Below are 15,827 nucleotides of genomic sequence, written 5' to 3'. Positions count from 1 at the left end.
GCGTCTTCCAGGCTCCTTCTTGTTGTGTGGGCCGCTCGGTTGTTCGCCTTGGTGGGGTCTCGTCGGCGCTGGCGTGTCTTCCGGTCTCCATTTTTCGCGTGGAGACGGAGCCGACGGACATCGTCCACTTTGGAGGGTGCTCAGGGGTGTCTGTTCGCTGATCTCGCCAGGGCGTCGGCTGCTCGGTCGATCTCGGCGGGGGTGGTGCCGCGGCCCAGGGACAGGCGGAGGGCGCCGAGGGCGAGGTCCGCGTCCAGTCCGGTCGCGAGCAGCGCGGCCGAGGGCGTGCGGGTGCCCGCGTGGCAGGCGCTGCCGGTCGAGGCCGCGATCTCGGGTGCGCGGGTGAGCACGTCGGCGCCGATCCGGTCGGGGACGACGACCAGCAGCGTGTTCGGCAGCGCCTCCTCGTGCGGGCTGATCCGCAGCAGTCCGAGCAGCCGCGCGGCGAGCCGGTCCCACAACCGCTCCCGCAGTCCGATCTGGCGGGATCGCTCCGCGTCCAGCAGCGTCCCGGCCAGCTCGGCCGCGGCGCCCAGCGCGACGATCCCCGGCACGTTCTCGGTGCCCGGCCGCAGACCGCGCTCCTGCCCCGCGCCCAGCAGCACCGGGGCGAGCGAGGTCCCGCGGCGCAGGTAGAGCGCGCCGATGCCCTTCGGTGCGCAGAACTTGTGCCCGGCGAGGCTGAGCAGGTCCACGCCGAGCTCGTCGACGGACACCGGGATCTTCCCGACCGCTTGGGCCGCGTCGGCGTGCACCAGCCCGCCGCGGGAGCGGACCGCCTCGGCGAAGCCGCGCACCGGTTCGACGGTGCCGGTCTCGTTGTGCGCCAGGATCAGCGTGCCCAGCCCGACCGGGCCGGACGGCATCCGGTCGAGGGCGGCGCGCGCGTGCGCGTCCACCGGCAGCTGGTCCACCCGCCAGCCGCGGTGCCCGCGCAGGTGGGCCAGCGGTGCGGTGGTGGCGGGGTGCTCGACGGCGGAGGTCACCGCGACCGCGGTGGCCGCCGCGGCCGCGGCGCCCCGGACCGCGAGGTTGTTCGCCTCGGTGCCGCCGGAGGTGAACACGATCTCGTCCGGGTGCGCGCCGAGGAGCGCGGCGAGCTGTTCCCGCGCGTGCTCGACGGCGCGCCGCGCCCGTCCGCCTTGCCCGGTCGTGCTGGACGGGTTGCCGAACACCTCGGTGAGGTGCGGCCACATCGCCTCGGCGACCTCGCGCGCGATCGGCGTCGTGGCGTTGTGGTCCAGGTAGATCACGTCGTCGGTCATCCGCCCTCCCGGTGCTCGCGCCACGATCCTTCGCCGTGGCGCCCGGGTCCGCAGCCCGCGGGTCAGGCGCTCTCGGCCGCCGCGGCGCGCCCGGCCTGCCTCCCGGAGAACAGGCAGCCGCCGAGGAACGTGCCCTCCAGCGCCCGGTAGCCGTGCACGCCACCGCCGCCGAACCCGGAGACCTCGCCCGCCGCGTACAGCCCGGGGATCGGAGCTCCGGAGGCGTCGAGGACGCGGCCGGACAGGTCGGTCTGCAACCCGCCGAGGGTCTTGCGGGTGAGGATGTTCATCCGGATCGCGACCAGCGGTCCCGCCGCCGGATCGAGGATCTTGTGCAGCGGGGTGGTGCGCACCAGGCTGTCGCCGACGTAGGCCAGCGAGTTCCGCACGCCCATGATCTGCAGGTCCTTGGTGAACGGGTTGTCCACCTGCCGGTCCCGCAGCTCGACCTGCGCGCGCAGCTCCGCCGCGTCGATCAGGTCCGCCCCGGCGAGCCGGTTCATGCCGGTGACCAGTTCGTCGAGGTCGTCGGCGACGACGAAGTCCTCGCCGTGGTCCAGGAACGCCTTGACCGGCGGCGGGGTGTCGTGGAACAGGCGGCTCGCCAGGTAGGCGGCGAGGTCCTTGCGGGTGAGCTCCGGGTTCTGCTCGGAGCCGGACAGCACGAACTCCTTGTCGATGATCCGCTTGTTGAGCACGAACCAGGAGTGCTCGTGCCCGCCGCGCCGGATCAGTTCGAGGGTGCCGAGGGTGTCGTAGCTGGGCACGCCCGGGTTCGGGAAGCGGCGGCCGTTCGCGTCGAACCACAGCGAGGACGGGGCGGCGAGGACGCGGATGCCGTGGCCGGGCCAGATCGGGCTGTGGTTGATCATGCCCTCGGTGTAGTGCCACATCCGGTCCCGGTTGACCAGCCGCGCACCCGCGGCCTCGGAGATGGCGAGCATCCGGCCGTCGACGTGCGCGGGAACCCCGGTGATCAGGCGTTCGGGCGGGGTGCCGAGCCGGGACGGCCAGTTCGCGCGGATCAGGTCGTGGTTCGCGCCGATGCCGCCGGAGGTGACGATCACGATGGGGGCGCGCAGCTCGAACCGCCCGACCTCGGTGCGGGAGCTGGGGGTGCCGCGCGGGGCGTCGCTGGGTTCGAGCACGCCGCCCCGCACGCCGTCCACGGCGCCACCGGTGGTGCTGAGCTCGTCGACGCGGTGCCGGAACCGGAAGGTGACCTTGCCGGCGGCAGCCGCGTCCCGCACCAGCTCCTCGAACGGTTCCACCACGCCGGGGCCGGTACCGAGGGTGAGGTGGAACCGCGGCACCGAGTTGCCGGGGCCGTCGGCGAGCTGCCCGCCGCGCTCGGCCCAGCCGACGATCGGCACCCAGGAGACGCCGAGGCCGGACAGCCAGGAGCGCTTCTCCTCGTGCGCGAACCGCAGGTAGGCCTCGGCCCACTGCGCCGCCCAGTGGTCCTCGCCCGTCGGGTCGTCGACGCCGCGGTCGAATCCGGCGGTGGAGAACCAGTCGGCGCGGGCGAGTTCGAAGGAGTCCTTGATGCCCGCGGCCCGCTGCTCGGGTGAGTCGACGAACAGCAGCCCGCCGAGCGACCAGAACGCCTGCCCGCCGAGGCTCGCTTCGGGTTCCTGGTCGACCAGCAGCACGTGGCGCCCGGCGGCGACCAGTTCGGAGGTGGCGACCAGCCCGGCGAGGCCGGCGCCGACGACGATCGCGTCCGCGTCGGTGGCCGGTGCCGCACCCGCGCGGCCGGGGGACAGCGCGGCGCCGGCCAGCGCGCCTCCCGCGGCGAGCGCACCGCCCGCGGCCAGGACGTCGCGGCGGGGGATTCCGCGGTCTGCTGACGAACTCATCGGCGAGTCCTCCACATCGAGGTCGGCGAACGGGTGATCTTCTCGAACCGGCCGGAGATTTTGTTACTTTCCAGTAGTCGAGAGCGAACCAGAAGCCCGCCCGGCGCCGGTAGAGGTGGCCGTCCAACCCCGGACGACCGCGTTGTGCCCCCGGCACAACGGGCACCACGACGTCTCGAAGGACTCATGGACGAGCGGATGACCGCGATCGCGCTGCGGGTGATGACCGCGCTGGCCGCCGACGAGGAGGTCGTGGCGCGGGTCGCCGCGGCCGCCCGGCTCGGCTCGCCGGACGTCGCGCGGCTGCCGGAGGAGGAGAACCGCAGGCACGTGGCGACCCTGCTCGCCGACGGCACCGCCCACCTGGAGCGGGGCGGGGAGCCGGACGGCGAGGTGTCGGTGGCCCGCGCGCTGGGCGCCGACCGGGCGCTGCAGGGGGTGCCGATCTCCTCGCTGCTGCGCGGGGTGCACGCCGGTCGCACCGAGCTGGTCCGCGCCGGGGTGGAGCTGGCGCGCGGGATGGGCGTGGCGGACGCGGTGATCCTGGAACTGGTGGTCGTCGTCGACCACTACGTCGCCACCGCCGAGCGGGACATCGTCGGTGGCTACCGAGCCGCCGAGCTGGACCTGTCCCGCACGGTCTGGGACCTGCACGCGCGGGTGCTGGGCGGGTTGTTCGGCGCCGGTGATCCGCCGGACCGGGCCGAGCTGGAGCGCGCCGGGTTGAGCCGCGCGGAGCGCTACCACTGCGTGGTCACCGAGATCACCGACCCGGTGCTGGCCAAGGGCGTGGAGCGCAGCCTCGACGGGGTGTTCGGCCTGGTGGAGGGCCGGTTGGCCGGGTTGGCGCGCCGGTTGTCCCCGCTGCCGGGGGAGGAGGCGCTGTTCGTGTGCTCCCCGGCGGTGCCGCTCGAAGCGGCGGTCCGGGCGTATCCGCTGTGCGTGCGGGCGCTGGGCGTGGCCACCGCCTCCGGCGACCGGGGCGTGCGGATGGTGGCGGACTTGGCGGTGGAGGCGGCGCTGGCCGCGCAGCCGGAGCTGGCGGGCACCGTGGCCGAGGACGTGCTGGGTGCGCTCGACCCGGGCAACGCGTTCCACCGGGAGCTGGCGGCGACGGCGCTGTGCTACCTGGACCGGGGCAGGCGGGTGCGGGCGGCGGCGGACGCCCTGCACGTGCACGTCAACACGGTGCGCTATCGGCTGGAACGGCTGGCGGAGCTCACCGGGATCGGGGTGAACGACGCGCCGGGGGCGGCGCGTTCGCACGTCGTGGACACCACCCGCACCTGGTGGGCGTTGCGCACCTGGCTCGGGCGGTGATCAGGCGCGGCGGGCGTCCAGCCGCGCGTAGGCCGCGTGCGCGGCGGTGAGCAGCGATTCGGTGGGCAGCAGCGCGGGCCGGATCTCCCCGGCGGCCTGCTCGTAGGCCTCGTGCAGTTCGACGAGGGCGCCGCGCAGCGCGGGTGGGTGGACGGGCTCGGCGGTGCTCAGCGCCCGCACCCGGGCCAGCGCGGTGTGCACCCGGGACAGCCAGGCGCGGTGCGGCAGCAGCCAGGCCGCGGCGACGGCGACCGCGGCGCCCAGCAGCGTCGTCCAGAACCGGTTCGCGGCGAGCGCGGCCGGATCGGCGGGAGTGCCGAGCGCGCTGACCAGCAGCGCCACCGGCGTCGCGAACAGCAGCCCGAGCCCGTAGTTGATCGTCACCGTCATCTCGGCGCCCCACTGCAGCAGCACCAGCACGACCAGCAGCACCCACACCGCGGGTTGTGCGCTGAGCACGGCGGCGCCGACGAGCACGCCGAAGACGGTGCCGGTGACGCGCTGCAGCATCCGCGGGACGGAGGTGGCGGTGCTGGTGGCCTGCAGCACCGACACCGCGGACACGGCAGCCCAGTAGGCGTGGCCGAAGCCGAGCAGGTCGGCTATCAGCCCGGCGACCAGCGCGGCGGTGAACACGCGGAGGCCGTACGAGAGCAGCCACGACCCGCCGAGGCGCGGCCGGAGGGCGGCGCGCAGCACGTCGCGGATGATCGGCCAGCGGGAGGCGGGCAGCGGGGCGAGGGCGCGCCCGCCCGCCGGGTGCAGTTCGGGCAGCGGTTCGCCCGCCCGGGCGGCCTCGGCGGCGGCCCGCAGCTCGGCGGGGGTGACCTCGGGTGCGCCGGGAGCGAGCAGCAGTTCGCAGGCGTGCACCGCGCGCACCAGGTCCCGGTGTTCGCCGGTGCCCCGGTGCCGTTCGCCGACGAGCGCGAGGCCGTGCCACGCCGCTTCGACTGCGACCGCGGCGCTGTGTCTAGCGGCGAGGTCGGGCCTAGCGGCGAGGTCGGGCGCGGTGAGGTCGGCCCGGGCGGCGAGGTCGGTGCGCGCCGCGAGCGCGTCGGCGGTGGCGTCCAGCGCGGCGGCCGCGGCCCTGCGCTGCGGGGTCAGCCCGATGGCGGCGGCTCCGGCGACGTTGACGGTCCAGGCGAACGCGGCGCACAGCACGGCCGCGGCGAGGTGCGGTCCGAGGTCGGCGGCGGTCAGCGGCAGGTGCGCGCAGGCGCCGGTGGCGAATGCGAAGATCAACCCGCCGGGCGGCCCGACCTTGACGGCCGCGCAGATCACGGTGGCCGCGGCTCCGACGAACGCGGTGGCCGCCAGCGCCACCACCTCGTGCGCCGGGGTGCCACCCGCGAACACCGCGATCAGCTCGCCCGCGGCGACGGCGAGCACCAGGCCCGCCGCCACCGCGCCGAGTGTCCTGGCGTGCCGGTAGTACGGCTCGGTGCGCCCGTAGACGCTGCTCAGCGCCCCGAACACGGCGGCGGGCAGCAGGTCGAGGCGGCCGGTGAGCAGCAGCAGGCCCAGCGGGACGGCCATCGCCAGCAGCGTGCGGGCGGCGGGCCAGTAGAACGGACCGTGCAGCCGGAACCGGTACGCGTCGGGCAGGTTGCGGGTGAGCACGGTTCCGGCCATGCCACGAGTGTAGGAAAAGTAGTTTACTAGTGAAACGATGGGGAGATGAAGCGAACACCGGATCTCATCGACGCGGCCCGGTCGCAGTGGGCCGACCTGACCCCGGACGTCGACACCACCAGCATGGACGTGATCGGCCGGGTGCTGCGGGCGGCCGCGGTGCTGCGGCGCCGGTTGGACGTGACGATCGCCGAGGCGGGGCTCAACCGCGCCGAGTTCGACCTGCTGTGCGCGCTGCGCCGCGGCGGCGTGGCGGTGACGCCGGGACGGCTCAACGAGATCACCGTGTCCTCCGGGGCGGCGACCACCAAGCGGCTCCGCGAGCTCACCGACCGCGGCCTGCTGGAGCGCACCGCCGACCAGCGGGACCGGCGCAGCGCGCGGGTGCGCCTCACCGCCGCGGGCGAGTCCCTCGTCGACGAGGTGTTCCCGCAGGTCATGGCCGCGGAGCAGGCGCTGCTGTCCGGGCTGACCGCGCGGCAGCGGGAGTCGCTGGCCGGTGGGCTCGCGGACCTGCTGCGCACCGTGGAGGGCTGACCGCCGCGGGCCGGGACGGGAGCCCCGCCACGAGCGAAAGAAAATCTTTCGTGAAGGGGTCGGATATCAAAATATTATTGTGATCTCGTCAGGATGCTGGTCATAATTTTCGTGATGAGTGACGGGCGCTACCGCGACCGCACGACGCACGAGGAGGCTGACATGACCGCACAGCAGGAAGCCGTTCTCGACCAGCCCACCACGACGATCGACGCTCGACAGGCGGTTCCGGCGCTGCGCGCGCAGGTCACCGGCGATCTGCTCGACATCGTCGTCGACCTCGACTCCGGGCACGGCTGCCGCCTGCGCGACCTGCGCGACGGCACCGAATACCTCGACATGACCATGTTCTTCAGCTCCGCCCCGCTCGGCCACGGCCACCCCGACCTGCGGGACCCCGAGTTCGAGGCGGCGCTGCTGCGGACCGCGCGGGTCAAGCCGGCCAACCCCGACTTCGCCACCGTCGAGCAGGCCCGCTTCGCCGAGACGTTCCGCCGCGTCGCGGGCGTGCCGGAGCTGCCGCTGCTGTTCCTCATCGAGGGCGGCACGCTCGCCGTGGAGAACGCGCTGAAGGTCGCCTTCGACTGGAAGACCAAGCACAACGCGAGCCGCGGCATCGCCGTCCGCGGCAGCCGGGTGCTGCACCTGGAACGGGCGTTCCACGGCCGCAGCGGGTACACCCTGTCGCTCACCAACACCGACCCGGTCAAGATCCGCGACTACCCGATCTTCGACTGGCCGCGCATCCCCAGCCCCGCCATCGAGCCCGGGCCGCGCTGGGACGAGCCGGAACTGCTGCCGGAGGAGCGGACCGCGCTGGACGCCGCCGAGGCCGCGCTGCGCCGCTACGGCCACGAGATCGCCTGCTTCGTCTACGAACCCATCCAGGGCGAGGGCGGCGACCGGCACCTGCGGCCCCACTTCCTCACCGCGGTGCAGGAGCTGTGCGGCGAGCACGACGTGCTCACCGTCGCCGACGAAGTGCAGTGCGGCGGGCTGACCGGCTCGATCTGGGCGCACCAGGAACTCGGCCTGGCCCCGGACCTGGTGGCGTTCGGCAAGCGCATGCAGGTGTGCGGCGTGCTCGGCGGGCGCCGGGTGCTCGACGTCGCCGACAACGCCTTCCGCGAACCCAGCCGGATCAGCTCCACCTGGGGCGGATCGCTGGTCGACATGGTCCGGGCCACCAAGATCCTGGAGGTCGCCGAGCGGGACGGGCTGTTCGACCACGCCCGCCGGATGGGCGAGCTGCTGCTCGGCGAGCTGGGCGCGCTCGCCGCCGAGTTCCCGCAGCTGATCGGCTCCGCGCGCGGGCGCGGGCTGATGTGCGCGGTGAGCTTCCGCGACCCGGCGCTGCGCGACGCGGCGATCGCGACCGCCCGGGACCGGCACCGCACGCTGTTCCTGCCCTCCGGCCCGGACTCGCTGCGGTTCCGCCCGGCGCTGTCGGTGACCGCGGAGGAGATCAGCGAAGCGGTCGGTGCTCTGCGCAGCACCCTCGCCGAACTGGCCTGACCGGCTGGACGTCCCGCTCGACCGGGCGGGACGTCCACCGCGGCGCGGTCACCGCCAGGACGGCAGCCACAACTCGGCCTGCCAGTGCTCCTGCGTGATCGGCTCCCCGTTCAAGATCGGCCACAGCCACGCGAAGTTCGCGACCACCAGTCCCACGTACAGCGCCACCAGCAGCAGCCCCGTCTTGCGCCGCTCGGTGTGCTCCCGCGCCGAGCCGAGCACCTCGCCCAGCACCAGCACGATCCCCAGCACCAGGAACGGCGCCATCGGTGTGGCGTAGAAGTAGTACATCTGCCGGTCCAGGTTCACGAACCACGGCAGGTACCCGGCGGCGTAGCCCACCAGCACCGCGGTGTAGCGCCAGTCCAGCCGGCTCGCCGCCCGCCACACCGACCAGGCCGCCACCGGCAGCGCGAGCCACCACATCGCGGGCGTGCCCAGCAGCATCGTCGCCTGCACGCAGTTCGACCCGCCGCAGCCGGGCAGCCCGGACTCGTAGTAGTAGAGCATCGGCCGCATGCCCATCGGCCACGCCCACGGCTTCGACTCCCACGGGTGCGGGTGGTTCCCGGTGGTCAAGTGCGTGTGGAAGTCCAGCACGTTCAGCTGGTAGTACAGCAGCGATCGCAGCGGATCCGGCAGGAACCCCATCCCCACGTCCGAGGAGATGATCGCCGCGTTCCGGTCGGTCGCGGTCTCGCTCGCGAACCAGTTCGCCCAGGTCGCGAAGTACACCGCCAGCGGCAGCACCAGCAGCGAACCCAGCGCGGGCACCGTGTCCCGCACCAGCGCGCCCACCCACGGCCGCCGCACCCCCGCGGTCCGCCGCGCCAACGCGTCCCACAGCACGCTGAGCAGGCCGAACGCCATGATGTAGTAGATGCCGTTCCACTTCACCCCGCAGGTCAGCCCCAGCGAGACGCCCGCCGCGAACCGCCACCAGCGGAAGCCCATCCGCGGTCCCCACCGGCTGGCCCCGATGCGGCCTTCGGCGACGACCACCGCCAGCCGCTCCCGCATCTGATCGCGGTCCACCAGCAGCAGCGCGAACGCGGCCAGCACGAACAGCGCCTGGAAGATGTCCAGCATCCCGACCCGCGACTGCACGTGGCTGAGCCCGTCGCAGATCAGCAGGATCCCGGCGAGCGCACCGAGCAGCGTGGAACGGGTGAGCCTGCGGGCGATGCGCACCAGCAGCACCACCATGATCGTGCCTGCCACCGCCGCCGAGATCCGCCAGCTCCACGGGCTGTACCCGAACAGCCACTCGCCGATCGCGATCAGCTGCTTGCCGACCGGCGGGTGCGCCACGACCTCGTAGCCGGGGTTGTCCTCGTAGCCGCCGTTGCGCAGCATCTGCCACGCCTGGATCGCGTAGTACTTCTCGTCGAAGACCGGCGTCCCCTTGTCGGTGGCCCGGCCCAGGTCCCAGACCCGCACCACCCCGGCGATCAGCCCGATCACCAGCGTCACGATCCAGCCGCGCAGCCGGTCGGACGGCATCTTCGGTGCGAGCAGCGCCGCGGCGTCCCAGGAACCGGGTTCGGCGGCGGGCGGAGTCTGACCGGGTTCGACCATGTTCTCGGCCTGGCCGCCGGTGGAGTTCGGCACGAGCACGCTCACACCTGAATCGTAGGGTTGGGCTCATGGACCTCGAATCCGGATCGGGCACGTTGGTGCTCGCCGCGACCCCGCTCGGTGATGCCCGCGACGCGTCCGCCCGGTTGGTCGACGCGCTCGGCTCGGCCGCGATCATCGCCGCGGAGGACACCCGCCGGGTGCGTGCGCTGGCGACTTCGCTCGGCGTCGCCCCGGCCGGGAAGATCGTCAGCTACTACGAGGACGTGGAGGCGGCACGCACCCCGCGGCTGCTGGAATCGCTGCGGGACGGCCAGGACGTGCTGCTGGTGACCGACGCCGGGATGCCGAGCGTGTCCGACCCCGGCTACCGGCTGGTGTCGGCGTGCGCGGCCGAAGGGCTGCCGGTGACCTGCCTGCCGGGTCCGTCCGCGGTGACGACGGCGCTCGCCGTGTCCGGGCTGCCGTCGGACCGGTTCTGCTTCGAGGGGTTCCCGCCGCGCAAATCGGGGGAGCGGCGCCGCTGGTTCGGGCGGCTGTTCGCCGAACAGCGGACCTGCGTGTTCTTCGAATCGCCGCGGCGGCTCGCGGACACCCTCGCGGACGCCGTCGCGGTGCTCGGCCCCGACCGGGCGGCGGTGGTGTGCCGCGAGCTGACCAAGACCTACGAGGAGGTGCGCCGCGGCGACCTGGGCTCGCTCGCCGCGTGGGCGGGCGGCGAGGTGCGCGGCGAGATCACCGTGGTGATCGGGGGAGCGGCCCCGGTGTCCCAGGACCCGGCCGACCTCGTCCCGCAGGTCGAGGAGCGCGCCGCCGACGGCATGCGGCTCAAGGACGCCGTCGCCGAGGTCGCGGAGCTCAACGGGGCTCGCAAGAACGAGCTCTACACCGCGGTCCTCGCCGCCCGGCAGTGAGCCGGCGGCGCTCGGTGTCCTGATGCGAGGGGGACGGGCTGCGGAAACCGCAGCGCCCTCCTCGCCGCGGCGGCTCCGCCACCGGGGACGTCGCCGCCCTCGTGACGCGGACGGGTGGTCCGGTGGAGCAGGTGGTCGGCGGCTGAGCGGCTTCACCACCGGTGGAGAGGACGTGCCGGGGGCGTTCGGAGCGGGCGGCGGGACCGGGAGCGGCGCTACCGTGCGCCCATGGTGCGGGTGACCAGGACGACCAGGCTGGCGGCGATCACCGGCGCGGAGTCGGGGAACGCGGGTGCGGGCGTGCTGGCGACCGATCTCGGCGTGCTGTGGGACGACGGGCGCGGCGGGGTGCTGGCCGCGTTCGGCGACACCTACGGCGAGCGCTGGGGCGGCAACGGCGCCGGGCCGAAGCACGCGGACTGGCGGTGCAACGTGCTCGCCCGCAGCACCGGCACCGACCTCGACGCGGGCCTCGACCTGGACTGGGTGGTGCGCCGGGACGACGGGTGCGCGGCCCAGTTCCTGCCCGGCGACCGCACCGGCGTCCGCGAGCACACCGTGATCCCGACCGCGGGCATCGCCGTCGGCGGGCGGAACCACCTGCACTACATGTCGGTGCGACGCTGGGGAGTCCCCGGTTCGTGGCACACGAACTACGGGGCGCTGGCCTACTCCGACGACGGCGGCCGCACGTGGACGAAGTCGGAGACGGCGGTGTGGCGCAACGACCGGCAGCCGTTCCTGCGCCGGTTCCGCCGCCGCGACCAGGGCGGGCATCCGTTCCAGCAGCTCGCGTTCGCGGGCGTCGTCGACGGCCGGGTGCACCTGCTCGGCACGCCGAGCGGGCGGTTCGGCGCCGGGCACCTCGCGCGGGTCGGCCCGGACGACCTGCTCGACCCGGCCGCTTACCGGTACTGGACCGCGCGCGGCTGGGCCGCGGACCCGCGGGAGGCGCTGCCGGTGCTCGCCGCCCCCGTCGCCGAGCTGTCCGTGCAGTTCAACACGCACTTCGGCCAGTGGTTCGCGGTGCACCTCGACGAGCGGCGGGCCGCGATCGTGCTGCGCACCGCCGACCGGCTCACCGGACCGTGGTCGCCGGGACGGGTGCTGGCCGCGGGCTCCCGGTTCCCGGCGCTCTACGGCGGGTTCCAGCACCCGTGGGCCGCGGACCGGCCCGCGGTGTACTTCACGATGACGCAGTGGCGGCCGTACAACGTGTCCTTCCTGCGCGCCGACCTGGAATGACCCCGTCCGGTCGGGCCCCGCGCGAACCGTAGGCTCGCCGTGGCACGACCGACCGAGGGGTATGACGGTGAGCAAGAAGGACAAGAAGGAACGGCCGCCGATGCCGGAGGCGCTGCCCGCGCCCGCGGTGGACGCGCACACCCACCTCGACGCGTGCGGCGCGAAGACCGCCGAGGACGTGCGCGTCCTGGTCGACCGCGCCGAAGCCGCCGGGATCACCCGGGTGATCACCGTCGCCGACGACATCGAGGCCGCGCGCTGGGCCGCCGAGGCCGCGACCTGGGACGAGCGGGTGTTCGCCGCGGTCGCGCTGCACCCCACGCGGGCCAAGGACCTCACCGACGACGCCAGGGACGTGCTGGCGGAACTGGCGGAACGGCCGCGGGTCGTGGCGATCGGCGAGACCGGGCTCGACTACTACTGGGACTTCTCCCCGCCGGAAGCGCAGCACGAGGCGTTCCGCTGGCACATCGACCTGGCCAAGCGCACCGGCAAGCCGCTGATGATCCACGACCGGGACGCGCACGAGGACATCCTGCGCATCCTGACCGAGGAGGGCTCGCCGGAGGCGGTGGTCTTCCACTGCTTCTCCGGGGACGCCGAATTCGCCCGCGCCTGCGTGGACCGCGGCTACGTGCTCTCGTTCGCGGGCACCGCGACCTTCCGGAACGCCAACGCCGCCGGTCTGCGCGAAGCGGCCCGGCTGGTGCCGGTGGAGCAGATGCTGGTGGAGACGGACGCGCCGTTCCTCACCCCGCACCCGTTCCGCGGGCGGCCGAACGAGTCCTACTGCGCCAATTACACCCTTCGGGAGCTCGCCGAGCTGCGCGGAGCCGATCTGGCGGAACTCGCAGTGGCGACGACCGCCACTGCCGAGCGGATCTTCCGCCTCGATCAGGTTGAACGCGGCTGACCTGCGCTGACTGAGCGTGTCCCGCCGCCGAGCGGGGCGCCCGCACGGAGTTGCGACCGCGATCCGGCGACCTAGCGTCCACTGCGGAAGCCGGGGGCGGCCCCGCTCGGCGATCGGCCACAGTGGACTCGACAGGTCTGCGGCCTGCGCCGGGGCCGCTGCCCGGAGGTACGGCAGTCAGGACCTGTATGCGCATCCGTGGCATCACCAGGATCGGAATCGCCGCCGCGATCACGCTGTGCGGCGCGCCGCTCGCGACCGCGGCTCCCGCCCCCGAGCGGAGCGACGACGCCGGAGAAGCCCGCACCGGGCCGGTGTGGGACCGGCTGGCGCAGTGCGAATCCGGTGGCAACTGGGCCACCAACAGCGGGAACGGCTACTACGGCGGGCTCCAGTTCGACCGCAGCACCTGGGCGGCCTACGGCGGCGGCGACTACGCCCGCTACCCGCACCGCGCCTCGCGCGAGCAGCAGATCGCGGTGGCGAGCGCGCTGCGCGACGACCGGGGTGGATACGGAGCCTGGCCCTCCTGCGCCGGCAAGCTCGGCCTGCCGCGTTGACGTCTCGGCTCGTCGGCGAGGGGGAACCTCGGTGAACCCCTCGCCGCGGGGTCGCTGTCGCAGGCTGCCGCCGCCGTCCTCGCGGGGGAACCGCTGAGACCCCGCGGCGGTGCCGGTGGCTCGGGCGGTTCTCAGTTCATCGGCACCGCCGACCGCGGGAGGACGGACGAGATCCGCCGTGCGCCTCCGGCGACCGGCGGTGAGTGGTACTGCTCTGAACGGTGCTGGGAACTGCGGCTGAACGGGGAGGTTCGCGGAGATCGCCCGAGAGTGTGAGGAAGTGGGCTTCCTCATCACCCAGCGCGTCCGACGGTCCGCCGTCGGCCTCGGCCGCGGGCGGCGGGAGATGATCGCGCTCTCCCGTCGCCCGACCCCCACCCGCCGGTGCGGCGGGTGAACCGGAACCGCTGCTCCGCGGCTCGGTGATCCGCTCACCAGCGGCGATCGCACCGTCCACAAGGGACATCCTGATCGATTTCGTCGAACGCCGGAGAAACCGCGGCGCGGCTGGGAAAATGAGGACCGGATTGCAGTGGATCGCCCGATCCGATCACGGACGGTGCGCGGTTGCGCGGCAAACCGGCGTAACCCAGCTCACACCGCCGGGTGGCCCCTTGGCGCGCCCGCTGGATCACGCTAGAGTCTCGGCCTCGTAACCGATGACAACGAAGTCACGGAAACGCCCGCTAGTCGCCGCCGGGTACGTCGGGGAAGTCGGTGCCACCGATCGAGCTGGGAACGAGACCGGTTCGCATCAGGTATCGGCTGAATGGCGCTTGGCTACGGGAGTCGGATACGGAAACGAAGCACGAAGTCGCGCAGCGGCAGGTGAAGGAGTTCGAACCGGACATGCTCGGCGAACTCCCCATGGTCACCGGCGCGCGGACGGCTTCTCGCTTTCGAGAGGTAGCGACCCTGTGAACGGACGCGGCATCCCCGGTGCCCACGCCAGCTCCACCCGCAGCGATGAGCAGCTGGGTGGCGCAGGCCGAGACCACGGCTATTGGGCCGATTCCTTCGAGCCCTCCACGGACTGGTTCAGCCCCGTGAGCCCGCAGCAGCAGACCGCGGTCGGTCTGCTCGATCGCGAGAGCGACGCGGAGATCACGGCGGAGCAGTCCTTCGCCCCCATCAGCGGCCGGTACCCGGCCCAGGACCACCCGAGCTTCCCGCCCGGCGCGTTGGAGATCACGCCGGACGACGTGCTCGAGGCGCTCGGCCCGCAGGCCGACGAGATGCTCGCGACGGCCGACATCGACGTCGACGAGCTCATCCGCCTCATCAACGCAGAGACCGTGGTCATGCCGCCGCTGGTCCTGCCCGAGGAGCTCGGCGAACCGCAGGCGCAGCCCTCCGCGGAGGTCGTCGAGGCGATCACCTCGTGGAAGCAGCGCTTCCTCAAGGGCGCGGTCGCCGCGGTCATCCTCACCCTGACCGGCACCGGCGGCGCCGCCGCCGCGATGGACAAGTCCGTCACCGTCGAGATCGACGGCAAGGAACGCCAGGTCAACACCTACGAGTCGACCGTCGGCGAGGTCCTCGAGGACGAGGGCATCAACATCGGCGAGCACGACGCGCTGAGCCCCTCCCCGCAGTCCAAGGTCGGGCACAACGACACGATCACCCTCGACCGCGGCCGGCTGCTGAAGATGACGGTCGACGGCGAGCAGCGCGAGGAATGGGTCCGGTCGGTGACCGTCGGCCAGGCGCTGCGCCAGCTCGGCGTCGTCGACGACGGCGCCTGGGTCTCCAGCGCGCGCAGCATGGCGGTGCCCGAGCAGGGCATGGACCTGGTGGTCAAGACCGCCAAGGACATCACGATCACCGACGGCGCGGGCGAGCCCCGGCAGCTGACGACGACCGCGGTGACCGTCGACGAGCTGGTCAAGGAGCAGAACCTCCAGCTCGGGCCGGAAGACCACATCACCCCCGGCGGCGACCAGAAGATCACCAGCGGTGCCACGGTGCAGATCGATCGCACCGGCAGCACCGTGGTCAACGTGACCGTGCCGATCGAGCCGCCGGTCAAGGAGATCGAAGACGACTCCATGCTCAAGGGCGAGGAGAAGGTCGAGAACCCGGGCACGCCCGGCGAGAAGATCGTCTTCACCCGGGTGAGCACTCGCAACGGCGAGGAGACCGGTCGCGAAGCGGTCGGCGAGAAGATCACCAAGGAGCCGACCGAGAAGGTCGTCCGCGTCGGCACCAAGCAGCCGCCGAACAGCGCCGTCTGGGACAAGTTGGTGCAGTGCGAGGCCGGCGGCAACTGGTCGATCAACAGCGGCAACGGCTACTACGGCGGCCTCCAGTTCGACAAGAGCACCTGGGACGCCTACGGCGGCGACCAGTACGCGGCCTACCCGCACCAGGCGAGCCGGGAGCAGCAGATCTCGGTGGCCACCAAGGTGCGCGACGCCCGCGGCGGCAGCTACGGCGCCTGGCCGGGTTGCTCCTCGAAGCTCGGCCTCGGCTGAGCGGCGACCTCCGCG

General features: G+C 73.2%; 11 protein-coding genes and 1 pseudogene. 8 read left to right on the top strand and 4 right to left on the bottom strand.

Going from position 1 to position 15,827, the window contains the following annotated elements; genetic code table 11:
- Nucleotides 1-140: 140 nt before the first annotated feature.
- Together AC29IT_RS23370 and AC29IT_RS23365 are read right to left on the bottom strand one after the other, a co-directional pair.
- A complete protein-coding gene (locus AC29IT_RS23370) occupies nucleotides 141-1,265 on the bottom strand; it encodes a cysteine desulfurase family protein (protein ID WP_488220105.1) in 1,125 nt (374 codons plus the stop codon).
- 62 nt (nucleotides 1,266-1,327) lie between these two features.
- A complete protein-coding gene (locus tag AC29IT_RS23365) occupies nucleotides 1,328-3,124 on the bottom strand; it encodes an FAD-binding dehydrogenase (RefSeq protein WP_488220104.1) in 1,797 nt (598 codons plus the stop codon).
- Between the two features lie 186 nt (nucleotides 3,125-3,310).
- Between AC29IT_RS23365 and AC29IT_RS23360 the strand changes: the two genes are divergently transcribed.
- On the top strand, nucleotides 3,311-4,444 hold the full coding sequence (locus AC29IT_RS23360; protein WP_358440772.1) for a helix-turn-helix domain-containing protein: 1,134 nt from the start codon (nucleotides 3,311-3,313) through the stop codon (nucleotides 4,442-4,444).
- Here AC29IT_RS23360 and AC29IT_RS23355 read toward each other — a convergent pair whose 3' ends face one another.
- Nucleotides 4,445-6,076: an FUSC family protein gene (locus AC29IT_RS23355; RefSeq protein WP_358440775.1), complete on the bottom strand. Its 1,632-nt coding sequence runs from the start codon at nucleotides 6,074-6,076 to the stop codon at nucleotides 4,445-4,447.
- 45 nt (nucleotides 6,077-6,121) lie between these two features.
- Here AC29IT_RS23355 and AC29IT_RS23350 point away from each other — a divergent pair, with 45 nt between their 5' ends.
- Both AC29IT_RS23350 and lat read left to right on the top strand, forming a co-directional pair.
- Nucleotides 6,122-6,613 (top strand): MarR family winged helix-turn-helix transcriptional regulator, encoded by a 492-nt coding sequence (locus AC29IT_RS23350; RefSeq protein WP_488220103.1) that lies wholly within the window; start codon nucleotides 6,122-6,124, stop codon nucleotides 6,611-6,613.
- A gap of 162 nt (nucleotides 6,614-6,775) precedes the next feature.
- Nucleotides 6,776-8,128 (top strand): L-lysine 6-transaminase, encoded by a 1,353-nt coding sequence (lat, locus tag AC29IT_RS23345; RefSeq protein WP_488220102.1) that lies wholly within the window; start codon nucleotides 6,776-6,778, stop codon nucleotides 8,126-8,128.
- Nucleotides 8,129-8,176: 48 nt separating this feature from the next.
- Here lat and AC29IT_RS23340 read toward each other — a convergent pair whose 3' ends face one another.
- Complete coding sequence (locus tag AC29IT_RS23340) at nucleotides 8,177-9,751, bottom strand: dolichyl-phosphate-mannose--protein mannosyltransferase (RefSeq protein ID WP_488220101.1); 1,575 nt, start codon at nucleotides 9,749-9,751, stop codon at nucleotides 8,177-8,179.
- Nucleotides 9,752-9,774: 23 nt separating this feature from the next.
- Here AC29IT_RS23340 and rsmI point away from each other — a divergent pair, with 23 nt between their 5' ends.
- From rsmI to AC29IT_RS23315, 5 genes and pseudogenes are all read left to right on the top strand, one after another.
- Complete coding sequence (gene rsmI, locus AC29IT_RS23335; RefSeq protein ID WP_358440784.1) at nucleotides 9,775-10,620, top strand: 16S rRNA (cytidine(1402)-2'-O)-methyltransferase; 846 nt, start codon at nucleotides 9,775-9,777, stop codon at nucleotides 10,618-10,620.
- A gap of 228 nt (nucleotides 10,621-10,848) precedes the next feature.
- Complete coding sequence (locus tag AC29IT_RS23330) at nucleotides 10,849-11,865, top strand: glycoside hydrolase family 183 protein (RefSeq protein ID WP_358440786.1); 1,017 nt, start codon at nucleotides 10,849-10,851, stop codon at nucleotides 11,863-11,865.
- A gap of 100 nt (nucleotides 11,866-11,965) precedes the next feature.
- On the top strand, nucleotides 11,966-12,778 hold the full coding sequence (locus tag AC29IT_RS23325) for a TatD family hydrolase (RefSeq protein ID WP_358440842.1): 813 nt from the start codon (nucleotides 11,966-11,968) through the stop codon (nucleotides 12,776-12,778).
- Nucleotides 12,779-13,086: 308 nt separating this feature from the next.
- Nucleotides 13,087-13,338, top strand: a pseudogene (locus AC29IT_RS23320) (transglycosylase family protein); the annotation flags it as partial.
- A 917-nt stretch (nucleotides 13,339-14,255) separates the two neighbouring features.
- Nucleotides 14,256-15,812: a resuscitation-promoting factor gene (locus AC29IT_RS23315; protein ID WP_488220100.1), complete on the top strand. Its 1,557-nt coding sequence runs from the start codon at nucleotides 14,256-14,258 to the stop codon at nucleotides 15,810-15,812.
- Nucleotides 15,813-15,827: the final 15 nt, after the last annotated feature.

It is taken from the genome of Saccharopolyspora sp. MMCC62 (assembly GCF_057736575.1).
Note: the sequence above shows the minus strand (reverse complement) of the source record. Positions and strands in the feature narration are given on the sequence as shown.